At 60.2% G+C, this 16,277-nt stretch carries 15 protein-coding genes; all 15 read right to left on the minus strand.

Annotated features, from left to right (window positions below):
- Window positions 1-231 precede the first annotated feature (231 nt).
- The 15 genes from JF539_RS10515 to JF539_RS10585 all read right to left on the minus strand — a co-directional run bounded on the left by JF539_RS10515 (window position 232) and on the right by JF539_RS10585 (window position 16,204).
- Entirely contained in the window at window positions 232-522 is a 291-nt protein-coding gene (locus JF539_RS10515; protein ID WP_207140317.1) for a DUF1467 family protein, read from the minus strand.
- A 6-nt stretch (window positions 523-528) separates the two neighbouring features.
- Window positions 529-933: a methylmalonyl-CoA epimerase gene (gene mce, locus JF539_RS10520; RefSeq protein ID WP_207140319.1), complete on the minus strand. Its 405-nt coding sequence runs from the start codon at window positions 931-933 to the stop codon at window positions 529-531.
- A gap of 51 nt (window positions 934-984) precedes the next feature.
- Window positions 985-2,664, minus strand: coding sequence for a ribonuclease J (locus tag JF539_RS10525; protein WP_207140321.1), 1,680 nt, complete (start codon window positions 2,662-2,664; stop codon window positions 985-987).
- A gap of 41 nt (window positions 2,665-2,705) precedes the next feature.
- Complete coding sequence (locus tag JF539_RS10530) at window positions 2,706-3,479, minus strand: biotin--[acetyl-CoA-carboxylase] ligase (protein ID WP_207140323.1); 774 nt, start codon at window positions 3,477-3,479, stop codon at window positions 2,706-2,708.
- Between the two features lie 108 nt (window positions 3,480-3,587).
- Window positions 3,588-5,027 carry an NADH-quinone oxidoreductase subunit NuoN gene (gene nuoN / locus JF539_RS10535; protein WP_207140324.1) on the minus strand — a complete coding sequence of 480 codons (1,440 nt, stop codon included), beginning with the start codon at window positions 5,025-5,027 and terminating at the stop codon, window positions 3,588-3,590.
- 23 nt (window positions 5,028-5,050) lie between these two features.
- On the minus strand, window positions 5,051-6,580 hold the full coding sequence (locus JF539_RS10540; RefSeq protein WP_207140328.1) for an NADH-quinone oxidoreductase subunit M: 1,530 nt from the start codon (window positions 6,578-6,580) through the stop codon (window positions 5,051-5,053).
- Entirely contained in the window at window positions 6,580-8,583 is a 2,004-nt protein-coding gene (nuoL, locus tag JF539_RS10545; protein WP_207140330.1) for an NADH-quinone oxidoreductase subunit L, read from the minus strand. Before nuoL ends, JF539_RS10540 begins: the two co-directional genes overlap by 1 nt.
- Window positions 8,584-8,589: 6 nt before the next feature.
- The gene (gene nuoK, locus JF539_RS10550) at window positions 8,590-8,898 is read right to left on the minus strand and encodes an NADH-quinone oxidoreductase subunit NuoK (RefSeq protein ID WP_207140331.1); all 309 of its coding nucleotides are present in this window, start codon (window positions 8,896-8,898) and stop codon (window positions 8,590-8,592) included.
- Window positions 8,899-8,995: 97 nt separating this feature from the next.
- On the minus strand, window positions 8,996-9,610 hold the full coding sequence (locus JF539_RS10555; protein ID WP_207140333.1) for an NADH-quinone oxidoreductase subunit J: 615 nt from the start codon (window positions 9,608-9,610) through the stop codon (window positions 8,996-8,998).
- Between the two features lie 92 nt (window positions 9,611-9,702).
- The gene (gene nuoI, locus JF539_RS10560; protein ID WP_207140335.1) at window positions 9,703-10,191 is read right to left on the minus strand and encodes an NADH-quinone oxidoreductase subunit NuoI; all 489 of its coding nucleotides are present in this window, start codon (window positions 10,189-10,191) and stop codon (window positions 9,703-9,705) included.
- A 20-nt stretch (window positions 10,192-10,211) separates the two neighbouring features.
- A complete protein-coding gene (locus JF539_RS10565; RefSeq protein ID WP_209017088.1) occupies window positions 10,212-10,466 on the minus strand; it encodes a hypothetical protein in 255 nt (84 codons plus the stop codon).
- On the minus strand, window positions 10,445-11,503 hold the full coding sequence (gene nuoH, locus JF539_RS10570; protein WP_207140337.1) for an NADH-quinone oxidoreductase subunit NuoH: 1,059 nt from the start codon (window positions 11,501-11,503) through the stop codon (window positions 10,445-10,447). Before nuoH ends, JF539_RS10565 begins: the two co-directional genes overlap by 22 nt.
- Before the next feature lie 16 nt (window positions 11,504-11,519).
- On the minus strand, window positions 11,520-13,583 hold the full coding sequence (gene nuoG, locus JF539_RS10575; RefSeq protein WP_207140339.1) for an NADH-quinone oxidoreductase subunit NuoG: 2,064 nt from the start codon (window positions 13,581-13,583) through the stop codon (window positions 11,520-11,522).
- A gap of 26 nt (window positions 13,584-13,609) precedes the next feature.
- Window positions 13,610-14,911, minus strand: a complete 1,302-nt coding sequence (nuoF, locus tag JF539_RS10580) for an NADH-quinone oxidoreductase subunit NuoF (RefSeq protein WP_207140340.1) — start codon at window positions 14,909-14,911, stop codon at window positions 13,610-13,612.
- A 9-nt stretch (window positions 14,912-14,920) separates the two neighbouring features.
- Window positions 14,921-16,204: an NADH-quinone oxidoreductase subunit E gene (locus JF539_RS10585; RefSeq protein WP_207140342.1), complete on the minus strand. Its 1,284-nt coding sequence runs from the start codon at window positions 16,202-16,204 to the stop codon at window positions 14,921-14,923.
- Window positions 16,205-16,277: the final 73 nt, after the last annotated feature.

The raw sequence follows: 16,277 nt of genomic DNA on the forward strand, positions 1-16,277 counted from the left end.
TTGGTAGAAATACCATGAAGCTCAAGGTCATCGCGGTCTGAGTCTTGGGAGGAATGGCCTTTTGGCGCGACTTAACAGTTCGCAGCCCTCTACAACGACATGAAATGTCTCGGTAGAGAACAGGGTCAAATTTAGACGCGGAACTCAATAAAGGCAGAGCCAGGCTCTGCCTTTTTCTTTGTCTGCAAGGCCGTCGTGTCCGTTCACGGCCCATCCGGCAAATCTGTCCCACTACGTTCCCGGATGCCCGTAACTGCCCCCCGGCGGTTTAAAGAACGGAATGTCGTCCAGACCGAAACCGCTGGCTCGCAGGGCGAGAAAGGCTGCGAACAAAAGCGTGGCCATGACCGTTGTCACCAGAATCACTCTAAGGAACCGCGGACGGTCCGGGGCGCTCGGTTCCGATCCGGGAACGATGTCGCCGGCTTCCTCCTGCGTCCGGTGAAGACCGAACGGCAGGATCGCAAACAGGATGATCCACCAGAGGATGAAATAGATCGCCAGCCCGAACGCCACGGACATCGGGACTCAAGCCTCTTCCAGCTCGGTCAGGGTGCCGAGAAAATCCTTGGGGTGAAGGAAAAGGACCGGCTTGCCGTGCGCACCGATTTTCGGTTCACCGTCTCCAAGGATACGCGCCCCTTCCGCCACCAGCCTGTCCCGCGCCGCGATAATGTTATCGACCTCGTAGCAGACATGATGGATGCCGCCCGATGGGTTCTTCTCGAGAAACTTCGCGATAGGAGAATTCTCTCCGAGCGGTTCCAGCAACTCTATCTTGGTGTTCGGCAGGGTGATGAATACCGTGCTGACACCATGGTCCGGCTGTGCCTCCTTCGCCGAGACTTCCGCTCCAAGCGTGTCCCGGTAGACAGCGGTGGCTGCTTCAATGTCCTTCACCGCGATGGCAACGTGGTTAAGCCGTCCGATCATGTTCTCTCCTCCTCGAAAGGCAGCCGCTAGAATGCTGCCCGAGTGCGTTGATTATAGTTGGGTCACCATCACCTTGCAGAGCGTCTTTTTGCCCCAGACATCCAGAATTTCAGAGCGCGCGGCGCGCCGTGCGGCTTCCGCGACAAGGTCCTTGTTCTTGCGCCGGGCCTTCGGAATGCTTTTCACCGCACCGACGATCGCCTTGGACACAAGGTCTTCCATCGGCTCTCCCTCGTCGTCCGTATCGGGAAGACCAAGCAAGGCAATCTCCGGATCGGACAGAAGCTCCCCTGCCCGGTTGACAATCAGCGCGATCACCGCCGCCCCTGCAAAGGAAAGCTTGCGCCGCTCCTTCACGCCGGTAACTTCCGGGTCGTCCAGAATTCCGCCGTCCTTCACCAGAATGCCGGATGGGGCCTCGTCGATGACGGCGGCCCGACCGGCGTTCAAACGGACGATGTTTCCGTTCTTCCCGCGCACGACTTCCCGAACGCCAAGTTCCCTGGCAAACGCGGCGTGCGCGGCAAGATGCAACGGTTCACCGTGAACGGGAAGCACGACTTTCGGCCCGACCAGCTTGTATAGCTGCTCCAGCTCGCCGCGCCGCGGGTGTCCAGACACATGCACAAGGGCATCCTTGTCGGTGATAATCTCGACATCGGAGTCCGCGAGGTTGTTCATCACCTCGCCGACAGCCTTTTCATTGCCCGGAATGGTCCTCGAGGAAAAGATCACCATATCGCCCTTCGACAGCGCGATATGCCGATGATCGCCGGCTGCGATCCGTGCGAGCGCCGCCCTGTTTTCCCCCTGGGACCCGGTGCACAGGAGCACCGCCTTCTCGCGCGGCAGATAGCCGAAGGCTTCTTCCTCGTGAAAGGTGCGCAGACCTTCCAGATATCCGAGTTCGCTCGCCACCTCGATCACCCGGTGCATGGACCGGCCGACCACCACGACATCGCGGTCGTTCGCCGCCGCCGCCTCGGCAATGGCCCGGATACGCGCGACATTGGAGGCGAAGGTTGTAACGGCGACCCGGTGCCTGGCCTTCGACATCACGTCCTTGAGGGTTTCCGCCACATCCGCCTCGCTCGGGCTGACACCGTCCCTCACCGCGTTGGTGCTGTCGCACACGAGAGCCATGACGCCTTCGCGTCCGAGTTCGGCCAGCCGATCCAGATCGATCGGATGTCCGACGCCGGGCGTCCGATCGATCTTCCAGTCACCGGTATGAAGAACCAGGCCTGCGGGCGTCCGGATGGCAAGTGCACAGGGTTCGGGAATGGAGTGGGACATGGCGACGAATTCGACATCGAACGGCCCGATCTTGTGCCGCTCGCCCTGCTTCACGATCGTGACCGGCACGTCTTCCTCGCCCGGCTCGCTCTCTGCCTTGGCCGCCAGAAGACCCGCGGTAAACGCGGTCGCGTAGACCGGAACCTTCAAAAAGGGCCACAAATGCAGGATACCGCCATAGTGGTCTTCATGGGCATGGGTGATCACCATGCCGACGACATTGTCGACTTCCTCTTCGAGAAACTTGATGTCCGGAACCACGATATCGATACCCGGCAGGTCCGGGCCGGCGAAACTCACGCCGCAATCGACAATCAACCAGCTCCGGTCCTCTTCCGGTCCATAACCATACAGACCGAGGTTCATTCCGATTTCCCCGACCCCTCCCAGGGGAAGAAACACTATGTCGTAATCGTTATTGTTGGCCGAAGCCATGCATTGCTCCTTTGACCCTCCCGCGGAGACTTCGCTGCCGGCTAAACGCCGGGCAGGAAGACATCGCCCGCATAGATGGTCCGTTGTCGTCCATCGGCCTGTTGTATCACCAGATGGCCACGTTCATCCAAATCGGCAAAAGTACCGGTAATCTCCTGCTGGGCCGATCTCACGGTGATTTCCTTGCCCAGATGCGCCGCCCGTCCCAACCAGTCTTTCCTGATCGACCTGAACCCTTCGGGTTGCCGCCAGACAGCCAGTTTTTCCGCCAAGACCGCACTCAAACTTCCAAACAGGCTCTCGGCGGACACCTGATAGCCGAGACTTCTCAGGTCCGTGGCCTGATAGAGCGACAGTGGCGGGTGGGACACGCAATTCACGCCGAACCCGAGGACCACCGCCTGGCGGTCGCCGGCCAGGGTTTCCGATTCCAGAAGGATGCCGGAAAGCTTGGCGCCCTCGATCAGGAGATCGTTCGGCCATTTCAGTTTGACCAGTTGCAGTGTCCCGGCGGCTTTGTCAACCGCTTCAGCCAGGGCAACAGCCGCCACCAGCGGCAACTCGCCGATCCTGTCGGCGGGTTCCGGATCGACCAGCAAAAGACTTGCGAACATATTCCCTGCCGGAGAGGACCATTCGCGCCCCCTGCGCCCTCGGCCGGAAGTCTGAACGTCGGCCCGTATCCACAGTCGCCCCGGATGCCCGCTTCGGGCGCGTTCGAAACAAAGGGAATTCGTCGAACCGACGTTTTCATGCGCTTCATAGCGAAAGTCCGGCGCACCGGGCGCCGGACACTCGGAATTGGACTGGGTCATATGGATCTTCTAGAACACCGGAGTATCAACCGGAACCGACTCACCTGACAAAGGTTGACCGATTCCGGAAGGAATGACCATCGTTCCGTCAGCGGACCGCACGATGTACTAGAACAACGACTGCGCCGCAGCGCTTGCCGCATTGACCACCTGGCCCGGCGCGACCGAGAAGAAAATCACGAAGACACTCGACAATCCCAGGACAACCCGCAGTTCCATGGGCATCGTCTCGAATTTCTCGACCGGCTCGTCAAAGAACATCACCTTGACGATTCTCAGATAGTAGTAGGCTCCGACAACCGACATCAGGACCCCGATCACCGCAAGCGGATACAGTCCGACCTGAACCGCGGCGACAAACACATACCACTTGCCGAAGAACCCGACGAGCGGCGGGATCCCGGCCAGCGAGAACATCAGCAGTCCGAGCAGCACGGCCATTGGCAGGTTCGTCTGCGAAAGACCGGACAGATCGTCGATTTCCTCAACCATGCCGTCCTTGCGGCGCATGGACAGGATGCAGGCGAATACACCAAGCGTCATGCCGAGGTAGGCGATCATGTAGAAGATGACGCCTTCGACACCGGTCTGGGTTCCGGCCGCCAGTCCGACAAGCGCATAGCCCATGTGACCGATGGAGGAATAGGCCATCAGCCGTTTCAGGTTGCGCTGACCGATTGCGGCGAACGAACCGAGTGCCATGGACGCGATCGAGACAAAGACGACGATCTGCTGCCAGTCGCTCGTCACCGGTTGGAATGCTTCGATGACAATGCGGACCGTCATGCCCATGGCGGCAACTTTCGGAGCTGCGGCGAGGAAGGCGGTCACCGGTGTCGGAGCCCCTTCGTAAACGTCCGGAGTCCACATGTGGAACGGAACGGCGGAAATCTTGAAGGCCAGGCCTGCGAGAACGAAGGTCAGGCCGATCACCAGGCCGATCGATGCCCCTTCATGGGTGATGGTTTCGGCGATGCCGTCGAAGGAGATCTGGCCGGTGAAGCCGTAGACCAGCGACATGCCGTAAAGCAGCATGCCTGAAGACAGCGAACCGAGAACGAAATACTTCAGGCCGGCCTCTGTCGAACGCACGCTGTCCCGGTTGATGGCCGCAACCACGTAGAGCGCGAGGCTCTGCAGTTCGAGGCCCAGGTAGAGCGCGATCATGTCACTGGCCGACAGCATCAGGAGCATGCCGAGCGTCGCGAGCACGATCAGGATGGGATATTCGAAATGATCGAAGGACTGGCTCTTGGCATAGGCCCAGGACATGGCGATCGCAAAGAACGACCCGACCAGGACCAGGAGCTTGAGCAGATAGGCGAAATCGTCGAGCACGAAGGACCCGCCGAAGGTCTCGCCGAAGCTCGGGACAAACAGGAGAACCAGGAACGTACAGCCCAGGAGCCCCATGGCACCGCCGAAAACCGCGTAGCTGACGCGTTTGCCGCCAAAGGCGCCGATCATCAGCAAAACCATGGCTCCGAGGGCCAGGATGATCTCCGGCAGGGCCGGCTGGAGATCCGGCAATTGGGTCATGTCCGACATAGCTCTGTCTCGTCCTCGAAGCCTTAGTGAGACACCGCGGCAGCCGCTGCCGCGTGCTGGGAGACCCCGGCCGCGTCAAGCGCTGCAGTGTATTGAGTGATAAGATTGTCGACCGCGCCTTGGGTCACATCCAGGATCGCCATCGGATAGAACCCGAAGAAAATCGTCAGAACGATCATCGGCACCAGAATGACCTTTTCCCGGAGGTCCAGGTCGAGGAGCGATTTCAGGCTTTCCTTTTCAAGGGCCCCGAAGATCACCCTCCGGTAGAGATACAGCGCATAGGCCGCGGACAGGATGACACCCGTGGTCGCGAAAAACGCCACCCAGGTATTGACCTGGAACGCGCCCATGAGCGTCAGTATTTCGCCGACGAAACCGGAGGTTCCGGGTAATCCGACATTGGCCATGGTGAAGATCAGGAACGCGACCGCGTATTTCGGCATCCGGTTGACCAGACCGCCATAAGCGGCGATCTCGCGGGTGTGCATCCGGTCGTAAATCACGCCAACGCAAAGGAAGAGCGCCCCGGACACGATCCCGTGGGAGAGCATCTGGAAAATGCCACCCTGCACACCCTGGTGGGTCATCGTGAAAACGCCCATGGTCACATAGCCCATATGCGCGACCGACGAATAGGCGATCAGCTTCTTGATGTCTTCCTGCGCAAGCGCCACCAGCGAGGTATAGATGATCGCAACCACCGAGAGTGTGAAGATGAACGGCGCGAACATATCCGACGCGATCGGAAACATCGGCAGCGAGAAGCGAAGGAAGCCATAGCCGCCGAGCTTCAGCAGCACACCCGCCAGGATGACCGAGCCCGCCGTCGGCGCTTCCACGTGCGCATCAGGAAGCCAGGTATGCACCGGCCACATGGGCATTTTGACCGCGAAAGAGGCGAAGAAGGCGAGCCACAGCCAGGTCTGCATGTTTTCCGGGAAGGAATGCGCCAGAAGCTGCTCGATATCCGTCGTGCCCGCGTTCCAGTACATCGCCATCATCGCGATCAGCATCAGAACGGAGCCGAGCAGTGTGTAGAGGAAGAATTTGTAGGACGCGTAGACACGACGCGCCCCGCCCCACACACCGATGATGAGGAACATCGGGATCAGTCCGGCTTCGAAGAAGACGTAGAAGACGACAAGGTCGAGCGCACAGAACACGCCGATCATGAGCGTTTCCAGAACCAGGAAAGCGATCATGTATTCCTTGACCCGTTTCTGCACGCTCTCCCAGGAGGCCAGGACACAGAAGGGCATCAGGAAGGTGGTCAGGATCACGAAAAGCACCGAGATGCCGTCAACGCCCATCCGGTAGCTGATGTCGCTGCCAAGCCACTCCTTATGCTCAACGAACTGGAATCCGGGATTCGAATAGTCGAAATAGGCCCAGATCACCAGAGAAAGCAGGAAGGTGACACCGGTGGTCACCAGGGCGACCATGCGTATGTTTTTCTTGCTGACCTCGTCGTCTCCGGCAACCAGAAGAATAAACAGGACGCCGAGCAGCGGCAGAAACGTCGTGAGTGACAGTATTGGCCAGTCAATCATTAGTGAGCACCCCCGCCGGTGCCTGCACCGGTGAACATCGACCAGGTGATCAGCGCAGCTACGCCGATCAGCATCGCAAATGCATAGTGGTAAAGATATCCGGTCTGCAACCGCACGACCCATGCCGTGACGTTCTGCACCCGGGCCGCGATCCCGTTGGGCCCGTAACCGTCAATGACGGTACCGTCGCCCTTCTTCCAGAGCACACGGCCGATCCACAGGGCGGGACGGACAAAGATGAAGTCGTAAAGCTCGTCGAAATACCACTTGTTGAGCAGGAACTGGTAGAGGCCGGAGTGACGCTGCGCCAGTTGCTTCGGCATTTCGGGTGAGCGGACGTAGAACACCCAGGCTACCACGAAACCAAGCACCATCATGACGAAGGGCGAGACTTTGACCCAGCCGGGAACGTGATGCATTTCGTGGAGGATGTGGTTGGTTTCGCTGTTAAACAACGCGCCCTTCCAGAACTCCGCGTACCCCTCGCCATAGAACGAACCGTAGAAGACCATCCCGGCCAACGCCGCGCCGACGGAAAGGATGAACAGCGGCACGGTCATCACCAGAGGCGATTCATGAACGTGCTTCATCACGTCGACCGGTGCGCGGGGCTTGCCATGGAAGGTCATGAAGGTCAGGCGCCAGGAATAGAAGGACGTCAGCGCGGCCGCGATGACCGTCATCCAGAAGCCATAGAGCGCCATCGGGTTTGCATGTTCGCCCCCGGCCCCGGCAAAGGCCGCCTCGATGATCGCGTCCTTTGAAATAAAGCCTGCGAAGCCCAGATGGGTGAACGGAATGCCGACACCGGTCAGCGCCAGCGTTCCGATCATCATGGTCCAGTAGGTAATCGGAATGTGCTTCCGCAAACCGCCCATCTTGCGCATGTCCTGCTCGTCGGACACCGCATGAATGACGGAGCCTGCGCACAGGAAGAGGAGCGCCTTGAAGAAGGCGTGGGTGAACAGGTGGAAGATACCGATCGAATAGGCCCCGACCCCGAGCGCTACGAACATGTAGCCGAGCTGTGAACAGGTCGAATAGGCAATCACCCGCTTGATGTCGTTCTGAACCAGACCGACCGTCGCCGCGAAAAAGGCCGTCGTGGCGCCGAAGAACACGATCACCGCCAGCGCCGTGTGCGACAGTTCCATAAGCGGCGACAGGCGCGCCACCATGAAGACACCGGCCGTCACCATGGTCGCCGCGTGAATAAGCGCGGAAACCGGCGTCGGGCCCTCCATGGCGTCCGGCAACCAGGTGTGCAGAAGGAACTGCGCCGACTTGCCCATGGCTCCCATGAAGAGCAGCAGACAGACCACGGTCATCGCTGCGTGCGGGTCGAGATGGTAGCCGAGAAAGGTCAGCACTTCACCGTGTTCTTCGATGAATGACGGAGCGTCGTTGAAGATGGTCGTGAAATCGATGCTCTGGAACAGATAGAACACGCCGAAGATACCAAGCGCGAAACCGAAATCGCCGACACGGTTGACGACGAAGGCCTTCATCGCGGCGGCATTGGCGGAGGGTTTCTGGTACCAGAAGCCGATCAGGAGATACGAGGCGAGCCCCACGCCTTCCCAGCCGAAGAACATCTGCAGCAGGTTGTCGGCGGTCACCAGCGACAGCATCGCGAAGGTAAACAGCGACAGATAGGCGAAAAAGCGTGGCCGGTGCGGATCGTGGTGCATGTAGCCGATGGAATAGACATGCACCAGCGCGGAGACCGTGTTGACCACGACCAGCATCACCGCGGTCAGCGTATCTACGCGGATCGACCACGAGACCTTGAGGTCTCCTGCATCCATCCAGCGGAACAGCTCGACAACCTGAAGCTCCGACCCACCGAGCCAGAAACCGAAAAACGTGATCCAGGAAAGAAGCGCGGCGAGGATCACCAGACCGCTGGTAACATATTCACAGGCCTTGGCGCCGATGGACCGGCCGAAAAGACCGGCGATCAGAAAGCCGATCAGCGGCAGGAACAGGATTGCGGAATACATCGGCTCCTACCCTTTCATCACGTTGACGTCTTCCACGGCGATGGAACCGCGGTTCCGGTGGAAGACCACCAGGATGGCAAGCCCGATCGCCGCTTCGGCGGCGGCCACGGTCAGAACCAGCATGGTGAAGATCTGCCCCATCAAGTCGCCGAGATGCGACGAGAAGGCAACCATGTTGATGTTCACCGACAGAAGGATCAGCTCGATGGACATCAAGATGACAATCACGTTTTTCCTGTTCAGGAAGATCCCGAAAATCCCGATCGTGAACAGGATCGCCGCGACAGACAGATAGTGCGACAGACCGATTTCCATGGGCGCCTCGCCGTGCTCCCCTCGTTTACCCCAACCGGAAACAGCACGGAGGAGCGTGCCGGTATCCGGACTAGCTTAAAAGACGCAAGGATTTGCGTCAGATTCCCTTGCCGCTCTCCACTTTCCGGACTTCGATCGCGGTTTCGCGTGTTCGCGCCACCTGGTCCGGTATACTTTGGCGTTTGACATTCGGCTTGTGGCGCAAGGTCAGGACGATCGCTCCGATCATGGCCACCAGCAAGACCAGGCCAGCGACCTGGAAGAAGAAGATGTATTTGGTGTAAAGCACCGAACCCAACGCCTGAATGTTGCTCGTCTCGGTCAGGGCCGGCATCGGCTCCGCCCCGTGTCCGAGAAGTTCAGGCGCAATCACCCAGCCGCCAAGTCCCAGAAGAAGTTCAACCAGCAGGATCAGTCCGACAAGCGCGCCGACCGGCAGGTACTGAAGAAAGCCCTGACGGAGTTCGACGAAATCCACGTCGAGCATCATGACGACGAACAGGAACAACACCGCCACCGCGCCGACGTAGACCACGACAAGCAGCAGGGCGAGATACTCGGCACCCAACAGAATGAAGAGACCGGCGGAATTCACAAAGGCGAGGATCAGGAACAGGACCGAAGTGACCGGGTTCCGGGATGCGATCACCATCAGGGCGGACGCAACAGTAACGCCGGCGAACAGGTAGAAGAAAAGGGCTTTCAGGATCATATCGAAGACCTGCCTGTCGAGTGGCCCTGACGGGCCGGAACTGCGGGGCCCGGCCGGATTGCCGGGCAGAATGCAAACTTCACGGTTAGCTCCTAGCGGTAAGGAGCATCCATTTCAATGTTACGGGCGATTTCGCGTTCCCAGCGGTCTCCGTTCGCGAGAAGCTTCTGCTTGTCGTAGTAAAGCTCTTCGCGGGTTTCCGTGGCGAATTCGAAATTCGGCCCTTCAACGATGGCATCCACCGGGCAGGCTTCCTGACAGAAGCCGCAATAGATGCATTTGACCATGTCGATGTCGTAGCGCGTGGTCCGGCGTGTCCCGTCGTTGCGCCGCGGACCGGCCTCGATGGTGATCGCCTGGGCCGGGCAGATCGCTTCGCACAGCTTGCAGGCGATACAGCGCTCTTCCCCGTTCGGATAGCGGCGCAGGGCATGCTCACCCCGGAACCGCGGACTAACGGGTCCCTTTTCGAAGGGATAGTTGACCGTGGGTTTCGGCTTGAAGAAATACCGCATCGCCAGAAAGAACGCCGATACGAATTCCTGCAGAAACAGCGATTTGACGGCTTGACTGAGTCCCATCGCTTTTTGCCTCTCTTTCCTCAACCGACCAGCACGCTGGCGGCCCAATAGCCGACAATCGGAAAACCGATCACCGGAACCGCGAATATGACTGCGCCCAGGAGCGCCTTGTATCTGGCCGCGGGACCACCGTCTCCGCCGGCCTGTCTGTTCTTCGTTTCCGCCGCCTGAAGCAATCCCTTCAGGATCTTCCAGTCGAGCCAGCCGACGTAAAGGCCGACGGCAGCCCCGATCAGACCGGCGAGCGAGATAGTCACGCCGAAGTCGGAGCCCATCCCATCACCATCAAGACCACCGCGACAACCACGACCATCGCCAGCGACAGCGGCAGGAAGACCTTCCAGCCCAGACGCATGAGCTGATCGTAGCGGTACCGGGGCACCATTGCCTTGACCATCGCGAACATGAAGAAGCCGAGCAGGCACTTCAAAATGAACCAGATGACGCCCGGCACCCATGTGAACGGCGCGAAATCGAGCGGCGGAAGCCAGCCCCCCATGAAGAAGATCGTCATGAGCGCGCACATCAGGCAGATGGCGACATATTCGCCGAGCATGAACATCATGTACGGTGTGGAACCGTATTCCACCATGAAACCGGCAACCAGCTCCGATTCCGCCTCCGCGAGGTCGAAGGGCGGTCGGTTTGTTTCCGCAAGAGCGGAAACAAAGAACACCACGAACATCGGGAACAGCGGCAGCCAGTACCAGTTCAGGAAGGACAGCCAGGGCACGCCGAGCATGGTCGCCAGGCCGGTTTCCTGCGACTGCACGATGCCGGAAAGGTTCAAGGTACCGGCACACAGCAGGACGGTCACGATGACAAAGCCGATGGAGACTTCGTAGGAGACCATCTGCGCCGCGGACCTGAGCGCCGAGAGGAACGGGTATTTCGAGTTCGACGCCCAACCGCCGATGATGACCCCGTAAACTTCCAGCGACGAAACGGCGAAGACGAACAGAACGCCTACGTTGATGTTGGAGATCACCCAGCCGTCGGCGACCGGAATGACCGCCCAGGCTGCAAGCGCCAGGAGCACGGAGATCAGCGGAGCCAGCAGGAACAGAACCTTGTTGGACCCGGACGGGATCACCGGCTCCTTCAGAACGAATTTCAGAAGGTCGGCGAAGCTCTGCAAGAGCCCCCATGGCCCGACGACGTTCGGCCCGCGCCTGATCTGAACGGCGGCCCAGATCTTGCGATCCGCCAATAGCACATAGGCGACAATCACCAGAAGCACGACCATCAGCAGAATGCTCGTGAAGGCCATCCAGAGGAACGGCCAGCCGTAGGTCGTCATGAACTCTGCCATATCGGTCCCCTACCCCTTATTCCGCTGCTTCCGCCGCCCGCGACGTGGCGAGCGCCGAACACTCGGCCATGACCTTGGAGGCACGGGCAATCGGATTGGTCAAATAAAAGTCCCGGATCACGTTGGCAAACCCGGCGCTGTCCATTTTCGCCTTCGCGTCGGCGAGTTTTTCGATGTCGGCGGCATCGCCCGGCTCGACGGCGTCGATGCTCAGCATATGCGGCACCGCCTCGAACAGCTTGGCACGCAGCTCGCTCAGACTGTCGAACTCAAGCGTCTGACCGAGACTTGCCGACAACGCCCGAAGGATCGCCCAGTCCTCGCGGGCATCGCCCGGGGGAAATCCGGCCCGGTCGCCCATTTGCACGCGGCCTTCGGTGTTGACGTAGATCGCGGATTTTTCCGTGTAAGCCGCCCCCGGCAGGATCACGTCCGCCCGATGCGCTCCGCGATCGCCATGGGTGCCCTGGTAGACGACAAAAGCGCCTTCGGGAACCTCGACTTCATCGACACCGAGCAGGAACAGGACGTCGAGCGCCCCCGCTTCCAGCATCGCTCCGGTGTCCATGCCGCCCTCGCCCGGCACGAAGCCTATGTCGAGCGCACCCACCTGGGAGGCTTCGGTGTGCAGGATATTGAACCCGTTCCAGCCGTCCTTGATCACACCGAGCGACTTTGCCGCCGCCGCAAGGGTCGCCAGCACAGCGGCACCGTCCGCCCGGTTCAAGGCGCCCTGCCCGACGATGAACATCGGTTTCTCGGACTTGGCGGGCGCGTGGTCGACGAATTGCTTCAGGCTTTCCGGACCAGCTCCGAGATAGGTGACAGGGTAGGTCAGGTCGGCGTTTTCGCCGATCAGGCCGACCGTCAGGTCGCCACGGGTCCAGCGCTTGCGGATCCGCGCGTTCAGAACCGGCGCTTCCTGGCGCGGGTTGGTTCCGATCAGCATGATCGCGTCGGCTTCGTCGATCCCCTCAATGGTCGAATTGAAAAGATAACTTGCACGTCCGTTTTTCGGATGGAGCGGCGATCCCGGAAAGCGGCAGTCGAGATTGGCGACGCCGAGCTTTTCCATCAGGCTTTTCAGCGCAAACATCTCTTCCACGCCGGCAAGCTGGCCCGCGAGCGCACCGATCTTTTCAGCGGAGGAGGCTTTGACCTTGTCCGCGATGATCTGAAAGGCCTCGGACCAGGAAACCGGCTGCAGCTTGCCGTCTTTCTTGGCGTATGGCCGGTCCAGACGCTGGGTCTTCAGACCGTCCCAGACATAGCGTGCCTTGTCGGAGATCCACTCTTCGTTGACCTCCTCGTTCAGCCGCGGCATCACACGCATGACTTCCTTGCCACGCGTATCCACCCGGATGGCCGAGCCGACCGCGTCGGAAACGTCGATGCTCTCCGTCTTGGTCAACTCCCAAGGGCGGGCATGGAATTCGTAAGGCTTGTGCGTCAGCGCACCGACCGGGCAGAGGTCCGCGACGTTCCCCTGCATCTCCGACGAAAGCGCCGCTTCGAGATAGGTGGTGATTTCTGCATCCTCACCGCGTCCGATCAGGCCCATGTCGGTTACGCCGCACACCTCGGTGGTGAAGCGGACACAACGGGTGCAGTGAATGCAGCGGGTCATGATCGTCTTGATCAGAGGACCTATTTCCTTGTTTTCGACGGCGCGCTTGTTTTCGTGGAACCGCGAGCCGTCGACACCATAGGCCATTGCCTGATCCTGCAGGTCGCATTCACCGCCCTGATCGCAGATCGGGCAGTCGAGCGGGTGGTTGATGAGCAGAAACTCCATCACCCCTTCGCGGGCCTTCTTGACCATTTCGGATTTGGTGTCGACCACAGGCGGCTCGCCGTTGGGCCCCGGACGCAGATCCTTGACGCCCATGGCGCAGGATGCGGTCGGCTTGGGCGGCCCGCCCTTGACCTCGACCAGGCACATGCGGCAGTTGCCGGCAATGGACAGCCGGTCATGGTAGCAAAAGCGCGGAACCTCGGCGCCCGCTTCTTCACACGCCTGAAGCAGCGTGTAGTCCGCCGGGACTTCAACTTCCTTGCCGTCGATGATGAGCTTCGTCATCCGTTGCTCTCCAAATCCCGTTCCGCTTACTCGGCCGCCACCATGGTCGAAGAAGACTTCGACCTGGCGACATAGTCATCGATGCGCTGCTCGATTACAGGCCGGAAATTCTTGATCAATCCCTGGATCGGCCAGGCGGCCGCATCCCCGAGTGCGCAGATCGTATGGCCCTCAACCTGCTTGGTCACCTTGAACAGCATGTCGATTTCCTCATAGGAGGACTCGCCCTTGACCATTCGCTCCATGACACGCCACATCCAGCCGGTGCCCTCCCGGCACGGCGTGCACTGACCGCAGCTTTCGTGCTTGTAGAAGTAGGAAAGCCGCGCGATCGCCTTGATGATGTCGGTGGACTTGTCCATGACGATCACCGCCGCGGTTCCCAGACCCGACCCCATGCCGCGCAAGGTGTCGAAATCCATCGGCGCGTCCTTTATCTGCTCCGCCGTACAGCAAGGAACGGAGGACCCGCCCGGAATGACGGCCAGGAGATTGTCCCAGCCTCCGCGAATGCCGCCGCAATGCTTGTCGATCATCTCGGAAAACGGCACGCCGAGCTCTTCCTCGAAAGTCGCCGGCTGATTGACGTGTCCGGAGACGCAGAAGAGCTTGGTACCGGTGTTGTTCGGACGTCCAAGCGCGGAAAACCAGGCGGCGCCGCGGCGCAGAATGGTTGGCGCGACTGCGATCGACTCGACGTTGTTGACCGTGGTCGGGCAGCCGTAAAGGCCCACGTTCGCCGGAAAAGGCGGTTTCAGCCGCGGCTGGCCCTTCTTGCCTTCCAGGCTTTCCAGAAGAGCGGTTTCCTCGCCGCAGATGTAGGCGCCGGCACCGTGATGCACGTAAATGTCGAAATCGTAGCCGTTCTTGTTGTTCTTGCCGATGAGACCCGCATCGTAGGCCTGATCGATGGCCGCCTGCAGGCGCTCCCGTTCACGGATGAACTCACCGCGCACGTAGATGTAGGCGGCAACCGCTCCCATGGCGAAGCCCGCGACCAGACAGCCCTCAACCAGCGTGTGCGGATCGTGGCGAAGAATCTCGCGGTCCTTGCAGGTGCCCGGCTCAGATTCGTCGGCATTGACAACCAGATAGGCTGGACGACCATCCGTTTCCTTGGGCATGAACGACCACTTCAGCCCGGTCGGAAAGCCTGCTCCGCCCCGGCCGCGCAGACCGCTGTCCTTCATTTCCTGGATGATCCAGTCGCGCCCCTTGTCCAGAAGACCTTTGGTGTTGTCCCACTGGCCGCGCTTCCTGGCGCCGTCAAGGCCCCAGTCATGCAGACCGTAGATATTGGTGAAGATCCGATCCTGATCCGTCAGCATCTCTTCCCCCTAGTCTTCGCTCTTGGAGGAAGCCACTTCGCCGGCTTCCACACGCTTGGAAAATTCTGTTTCCTCGCCGGATGCGAGGACCTTGGCCTGTTCGACCCAGCCGTCGCGCTCGATACGGCCTTTGAACTTCAGCCGGCTGTCGACCCAGGCAATCTCCTGCGGCCCCCAGCCTGCGACCTGATCGAAGTGAAAGAAACCGAGTTCGTGGAGCGTTGCTTCCAGCTTCGGACCCACGCCCTTCAGTTTTTTCAGATCGTCCGGCTTGCCGCCGCGCGCTTCCTTGAGAAGCTCCGGTTCTTTCTCGTCGTCGTCGCCGCCCTCGCTGGTATCGGCGGCACGGGCCACCTCAACTTCCGGGCGGTCCTCCGCCACGGGTTTGGCCTTGTTTTCAGCGCGCGCTTCGCTCGTCGTCGGCTTCTTTCCGGTATCAGACTTGCCTTCTTCGGCAGGTTTGGCTTCGGCCTTTTTGGGTTCAGCCTTGGGCGCCGCCGGCGCTTCGGCCTTTTTCTCCGCTTTCGCGGAAAATTCGGCCCTCACCTTGGCCACCGCATCTTCGGCGGGTGTCGGAACACCGTCGAAATCGTTTCCGTCCGCATTGATCGGCGCACCGGCGAAGGCGTGCGACGCCTTTTCTGCCCCTTCGACCAGATGGGGCACAGGAAGGCCGCCCTTGGTGTCGTCGTCGATCTCCGTCAGACTGGTCTGCCCACCTTCGGCCATGGCAAACCGGCGGCCGTTTTGAGGACCCGGGGTCACTTCCTTGCCCTCGGCGATATCGTCGATGAGCTTGTTGAAGCTCTCCTCGGTAAGATCCTCGTAGGTGTCCTTGAAGATCTGGACCATCGGCGCATTCACGCAAGCCCCGAGGCACTCAACCTCTTCCCAGGAGAACATGCCGTCCTCGGAAATCTCGTGCATGTGCTTGGCAATGCGCGTTTTGCAGATCCTGATCAGGTCTTCCGAGCCGCGAAGCTGGCACGGCGTCGTGCCGCAAACCTGGATATGCGCCTTCTTGCCGACCGGCTGAAGCTGGAACATCGTGTAGAAGGTCGCCACCTCCAGAACACGGATGTTCGGCATGTCGAGCAGGTCCGCTATATAGCGGATCGCCGGTTCGCTCACCCAGCCGTCGTTCTGTTCCTGAGCGCGCCACAACAGCGGTATTACCGCAGAGGCCTGGCGGCCGGCCGGATAGCGGTCGATCAGCTTCTTAGCCCAGGAGAGATTTTTCTCCGTGAACTCGAAGCTTTCTGGTTGTTCCGCGGCAAGTCGGCGAACTGCCATGGTGTTATCCCCGTTCTATCACACTGACCGGAGCCGTACGGGCGGCTGCCAGGGTCGAAAATCTTTGGCCGGC

Origin of the sequence: Roseibium aggregatum (assembly GCF_017309185.1) — a bacterium.
GTDB classification, from domain to species: Bacteria; Pseudomonadota; Alphaproteobacteria; order Rhizobiales; family Stappiaceae; genus Roseibium; species Roseibium aggregatum_B.